The following is a 6,211-nucleotide window of genomic DNA, read 5'->3' on the forward strand; positions in this document are numbered from 1 at the left end:
CGCCCACCCCGAGACGAGCCGGCGCACGTTCGCCGCGATGCGCGCCGGACTGACCAGGGCCGGGCTGCCCGAGACTGTCCTCGGCCTGGTCGAAGGGCTGGAGGCCGGCACCGAGCTGGTCCGGCACCCCGACGTCCGGGCGGTCGGGTTCACCGGCTCCACCCGCGGCGGCCGCGCGCTGTACGACCTCGCCGCCGCCCGCCCCGAGCCCATCCCGTTCTACGGCGAGCTGGGCAGCCTCAACCCGCTCGTCGTGACGCCCGAGGTCGCCGCGGGCCGGGCCGAGGAGTTCGCCGCCGGCTACGTCGGTTCGGTCACGCTGGGCGTCGGCCAGTTCTGCACCAAGCCCGGGCTGCTCTTCGCACCGGAGGGCCCCGATGGCGACCACCTGCGCTCACTGCTGGGCGAGGCCCTCGCCGCGGTGCCGGCCGGCCGGATGCTCACCGACACCATCCGCGAGGCCTACCGCGACGAGACCGAGCGCCGCGCCGCGGACGCCCGGCTGAGCAGCCTGTTCACCGGAAGCGCCGACGGCGCCGACGACCCCGCGCTCGGCCGGCCCGCGCTGTTCGCCGTCGCCGCTCGCGACCTCGACGCCGAGCTGCTCGAAGAGTGCTTCGGCCCGACGGCACTGGTGATCGGCTACCGCGACACCGACGAGCTGCTGGAGACCCTGGCCCACCTGGACGGCCAGCTGACCGCCACCGTGCACGCGGCCGACGGCGAGACCGAGCTGGTCCAGCGGCTGCACGAGGTGCTGCGGCGGCGCGCCGGCCGGCTGCTGTTCGGCGGCTTCCCGACCGGCGTGGCTGTCACCTGGGCCATGCAGCACGGCGGCCCGTACCCGTCGACCACCGTCAGCGGGCACACCTCCGTCGGACCTGCCTCGATCCGGCGCTGGCTGCGGCCGCTGTCATACCAGAACGCGCCGCAGCACGTGTTACCGGCGGAGCTGCGCGACCAGAACCCCGGCATCCCGCGCCGGGTGGACGGTGTCCTCGAGACGTAATCGCGTCGTGACCCCCGCTACACCAGACAACCGCGGGCCATCTCGTAAAATGTTACATAGCATAGAAATGAGCTTCGCATGGCCGATCGTGACAAGCCCTGGCACGGCGTGCTGGTCGCCACACCGACGTTCTTCCGTGACGACCTGTCGGTGGACTTCGACCGGTACGCCGAGCACGTGCGGTGGCTGGCGGAGAACGGCTGCCACGGCGTGTGCCCGAACGGTTCCCTCGGCGAGTACCAGGTGCTGACGCCCGAGGAGCGTGCCACGATGGTGAAGGTCGCCGTCGAGAACGCTCCGGACGGATTCAGCGTCATGGCCGGCGTCGGCGCCTACGGCTCCCGCGAGGCGCGGACCTGGGCCGAGCAGGCCGCCGAGGCCGGCGCGCAGGTCGTGCTGGCGCTGCCGCCGAACTCCTACCGGGGCGACGAGCGATCCGTCATCGAGCACTACCGCGAGGTCGCCAAGGCGGGGCTCCCGGTGTCGGCGTACAACAACCCGATCGACACCAAGATCGACCTGACCCCGGCGCTGCTCGCCGAGCTGTACAACGAGGGCCTGATCGTCGGGGTCAAGGAGTTCACCGGCGAGTCGCGACGGTGCTACGAGATCGCCGAGCGCGCACCCGGCCTCGACGTGCTCATCGGCACCGACGACTCCGTCATCGAGGTGGGCCTGGCCGGCGGCAAGGGCTGGATCTCCGGCTTCACCAGCGTCTTCCCGAGGAAGTGTGTCCGGCTCTACGAGGCCACCCTGGCGCACGACCTGGACACCGCTCTGCCGCTGTACCGCGCCCTGCACCCGCTGCTGCGCTGGGACTTCCACACCGAGTTCGTCCAGTCCATCAAGCTGGCCATGGACGTGCTCGGCCTGGGCGGCGGGCCGGTCCGGCAGCCGCGGCAGCCGATGCTGGCCGAGAACGAGGCCCTCATCCGGCAGCTGACCGAGCGGCTTGCCGCAGACTTCTCCTGAGGACGGCGAACCAGCCGAGTCCAGCCGAGCCGAGGAGCGTCCCACGATGCGCACCACGCGGATATTCCACACGGTGGAGTCCCACACCGAGGGCATGCCCACGCGCGTCGTGACCGGTGGCGTCGGGACCCTCCCCGGCGCCACCATGGCCGAGCGGCGGCGGTGGTTCATCGACAACTCCGACCACCTGCGGCAGCTGCTGATGTTCGAGCCGCGCGGCCACTCGGCCATGAGCGGAGCGATCCTGCAACCACCCACCCGCCCCGACGCCGACTGGGGCGTCCTGTTCATCGAGGTCTCCGGGTGCCTGCCGATGTGCGGGCACGGCACCATCGGAGTCGCGAGCGTGCTGGTCGAGACCGGGATGGTCGAGGTCATCGAGCCGGTGACGACGATCCGCCTGGACACGCCGGCCGGCCTGGTGGTCGCCGAGGTGGCCACGAGCGACGGTGCCGCCGAGTCGGTCACCATCCGCAATGTCGCGTCGTTCGTCGACCGGCTGGACGCGAAGGTCGACGTCCCCGGCTGGGGCGCGATCACCTACGACCTCGCCTACGGCGGCAACTTCTACGCCATCCTCGACGCCGGGCAGCTCGGGCTGCGGGTCGACGTCGCGCGGAAGGGCGAGCTGCTGGACGCCGGCCTGGCCATCATGGCCGCCATCAACGAGCACGACCGCCCGGTGCACCCGGAGAACCCCGAGATCGACGTGTGCCACCACGTGCAGCTGGTCGACCCGGACTCCGACGCCCGCCGGTCCCGGCACGCGATGGCCATCCACCCGGGGTGGTTCGACCGCTCACCGTGCGGCACCGGCACGTCGGCCCGGATGGCACAGCTGCATGCCCGCGGCGAGCTGCCGCTGGACACCGATTTCGTCAACGAGTCGCTGATCGGCAGCCGGTTCGTCGGGCGCCTGGTGGGCGAGTCGACCGTCGGCAAGGTCCCCGCGGTGATCCCGACGGTGACCGGGCGGGCCTGGGTGACCGGAACCGCCCAGTACTTCCTCGACCCGTCGGATCCCTTTCCGCGGGGATTTCTCCTCTAGGGTTGAACAGGTGGGATATCACGCACGAGCGCGCGCCTCTCATGACCTGCGGCCACCGTGCTGCGTTGGAAGGACCATGGATGGCTGAACTGCGTCAGCTGACTCTGCCGTCTTTCGCACGGCGGATGAGCGTCAGGGAAGAGGTCGCGGACGCGTTGCGCGGTGCCATCGTGTCCGGCGAGATGAAGCCCGGGGAGCTGTACTCCGCGCCCGGGCTGGCGGAGCGGTTCGGCATCTCGGCCACGCCGGTCCGCGAGGCCATGCTCGACCTGGTCAAGCAGGGCCTGGTCGAGGTCGTCCGCAACAAGGGCTTCAAAGTCACCGACATCTCAGAGGCCGACCTCGACCAGATCACCCAGATCCGCGAGCTGCTCGAGCCGCCGATCGCCGCGCAGGCGGTCGCCGTCATCACCGAGCAGGACCTCACGGCGCTGCGGAACCTGGCCGCTGCCATCGTCGACGCCGCCGCCCGCGGCGACCTCATCAGCTACATCGGCGCCGACCGCGAGTTCCACGTCCGGCTCCTGTCGGTCGCCGGCAACCAGCGGCTGGTCCGCATCGTCGAGGAGCTGCGCGCGCAGACCCGCCTGTACGGGCTCTCCGCGCTGTCCGCGTCCGGACGGCTGGTCGCCAGCGCCCAGGAGCACGAGCAGATGTGCGACCTCCTCGAGGCCGGCCAGGCCGACGAGCTTCGCGAGCTGATGCGCACGCACATCGGCCACATCCGCCGGGAGTGGGCGGGTCGCGGCACCGGCTGACGCCGCCGCCAGTAGGGCAGGGCCGGGCTCACGCGCGCCAGGCTCGGCGGCGCACCCTCCGCTGTCGGCTGCATCACGACGAAGACCAGCAGCAGCGCGTCGAGCCGCACCGCCGGCGGGGCTGTCAGGGATGGGGCCGGGCAGCTGTCGACCGGTGCTGTCAGCGCTCACAGCCATGATTCGCCTCGCCGTCCGACCGGACCGTGTCCGGAGGTTCTACCGCGATTCCCCGTCCCCGGCGTAGAAGACTCCGCACCGTCAGCCGAGCTCGTCGTCGGAGAAGGAGAAGCAGATGGAGAAGAACCTGTCCCGCCGGGACCTCCTGGTATGAGCGCGCCGGCCGCCGCGGCGACGGCATCCGGGGCGGCCGGCGCTGCCGGCACCGGGCGACGGGCTCGACCCGCGCGCTCGCCGGTGCCGCGCTGGCCGGCAGCGGCGCCACCCTCCCGGTCGCGCTGAGGTAGGGCCCGGCGCCATGCGACAGAGTCGTGTACGGACAGCAGCAGGTTGTCAGCCGCCGTGCTGGACGACGACGGTATGTCGCTGGGCGTGCCGACGGGTTCGTGGGACGGATGGCGCGCATCGGCGCCGTCACCGTGACGACGGGCGGAATGCACCTGTCGAGCGGCGTCTGCGCCGGAGGTTGTCGGTGGGGTCGGGTAGGGTAGTTCACATGTTCGAGGAAGCTTTTCCACCTGCTGATCTGCTGGTCGCGCGCGACCCGCGGACCGGCGAGTGGGTCAGCTACGAACCCTGGGAGCTCCCCGACGACGTGCCGGCCGCCCACGGGCTGCTCCCCGACGGATGGCTCGAAGCGCCGCCGCCCGCGTGGACCCCACCCACAGAGCCCGGCTCGCAGCCGGCGCAAACCGACCCGGCGCAAACCGACCCGGCGCAAACCGACCCGGCGCAAACCGACCCGGCGCAAGCCGACCTGCCGCAAACCGACCCGGCGTCGCCGCACTCGGCGCAGGCCCACCCGGTTCAGGCGGGCGGGATAGCGCCCGGCCCGGACCTGGCCAGGCTGCTGGCCGGTACCGACCTGGCCACGGTCGACGTGTACGACGTCGTGGAGCTCGCCGCGGGGTGGCAGCGGCTGATCTCGTGGGCACAAGCCGAGCAGGCCCGGGTGCTGGCCGAGCTGACCGGCCGGCCGGAGCTGCGGCCCGGCCAGTGCGGGTACCGGTCGGTGAACCCGGTCACCACCACCGCGCTGGAGGTGGCCGCCCGCACCGTCGCCACCACCCGGCAGGCGGAGAACCTGGTCGGTCACGCCGTCCAACTCGTGCAGGACTTCCCCGCCACCTGGGCCGCGCTCGCTGCCGGCCGGCTCGACGAGCGCCGCGCCCGGGTCATCACCGGCGAGCTCGGCGGCCAGGACCTCCAGGTGCGGCGGCGGGTCGAGGCCGCGGTGCTGCCGGTCGCGCCGGAGTTGGACTCGGTGATGCTTCGCCGGAAGATCACCCAACTCCTGCACGAGTTGGCACCGGTCCAGGCCGAGCAGCGCTGCCGGGCCGCGCGGGAGCGCCGCGACGTCACCATCACCCCGGCCCCGGACGCGATGGCCTACCTGGAGGCCTACCTGCCCGCCGAGGACGCGATCGCGGTCAAGACCGTGCTGGACGCCGCCGCGCACACCCTCCACCGCGACGACCACACCGCCGGGCGCCCGGCCCGCACCGCCGCCCAACGCCGCGCCGACGCCCTGGCCGCGCTGGCCTGGACCGCCCTGGACACCCAGCACATCGGCACCGCCCACAGCGACCGCACCCACCCGACCGACCCCGCGCCTACCTGCAACCACCGCCACCGGACCGGCTCGCGTGGCTGCATCAGCCGCGCCGACAACGACAACGCCGCCAGCACGAGCACACCCGCTACAGGCGCTGCCGGCGCGGGCACCGGCGCCAGCACGGTCGTGCCCGTCCCGCTCGCCACCGCCCACGGGCGGCCGGTCACCGTGCACGTCACGTTCGCGTTCCGTTCCCTGGTCGGGCTCACCGACGAACCGGGCCACCTCGACGGCTACGGCCCGATCCCCGCACACCTGGCCCGCCACCTCGCCGCCGCCGGCACCTGGCAATGGGTCGGCACCCACCCCGCCACCGGCCAGGTCCTCGACCACGGCACCACCCGATACCGACCACCCCAGGCACTCATCGACCACGTCATCCTGCGCGACCGCACCTGCCGCACCCCGGGCTGCCACCACACCGCCATCCGGTGCGACATCGACCACCGCATCGCTCACGGCGACGGCGGCCCGACCAGCGCCTGCAACTGCCAACTTTTATGCCGCCACCACCACCTACTCAAACACCACACCAGCTATGCGGTCACCCGCCTGGTCAACGGCACCACCCGATGGACCAGCCCCACCGGCCACACCTACGACAAACCACCCGAACCCATCGGCCCTACCAC

Annotated in this window: 5 protein-coding genes; all 5 read left to right on the forward strand. The window is 72.3% G+C overall.

Features of this window, described 5'->3' with window-relative positions; all coding sequences use genetic code 11:
• Positions 1-1,009 (forward strand): aldehyde dehydrogenase family protein (locus E1269_RS31745; RefSeq protein ID WP_131902215.1); only part of this gene is annotated, 1,009 nt, incomplete at its 5' end.
• 78 nt (positions 1,010-1,087) lie between these two features.
• Entirely contained in the window at positions 1,088-1,981 is an 894-nt protein-coding gene (locus tag E1269_RS31750) for a dihydrodipicolinate synthase family protein (RefSeq protein ID WP_131902217.1), read from the forward strand.
• Between the two features lie 46 nt (positions 1,982-2,027).
• Positions 2,028-3,029, forward strand: coding sequence for a proline racemase family protein (locus E1269_RS31755; protein WP_131902219.1), 1,002 nt, complete (start codon positions 2,028-2,030; stop codon positions 3,027-3,029).
• An 80-nt stretch (positions 3,030-3,109) separates the two neighbouring features.
• The gene (locus tag E1269_RS31760; RefSeq protein ID WP_131902221.1) at positions 3,110-3,787 is read left to right on the forward strand and encodes a GntR family transcriptional regulator; all 678 of its coding nucleotides are present in this window, start codon (positions 3,110-3,112) and stop codon (positions 3,785-3,787) included.
• Positions 3,788-4,460: 673 nt separating this feature from the next.
• On the forward strand, positions 4,461-6,211 hold a 1,751-nt coding region (locus tag E1269_RS31765), incomplete at its 3' end, for an HNH endonuclease signature motif containing protein (RefSeq protein WP_131902223.1).

The sequence above is a fragment of the Jiangella asiatica genome, from assembly GCF_004349065.1.
Classification (GTDB): domain Bacteria; phylum Actinomycetota; class Actinomycetes; order Jiangellales; family Jiangellaceae; genus Jiangella; species Jiangella asiatica.

Excerpts from the sequence above, each read along its gene's own strand:
- E1269_RS31750 (WP_131902217.1), top strand. The coding sequence starts at position 1,088 with ATGGCCGATCGTGACAAGCCCTGGCACGGCGTGCTGGTCGCCACACCG.
- E1269_RS31755 (WP_131902219.1), top strand. The coding sequence starts at position 2,028 with ATGCGCACCACGCGGATATTCCACACGGTGGAGTCCCACACCGAGGGC.
- E1269_RS31760 (WP_131902221.1), top strand. The coding sequence starts at position 3,110 with ATGGCTGAACTGCGTCAGCTGACTCTGCCGTCTTTCGCACGGCGGATG.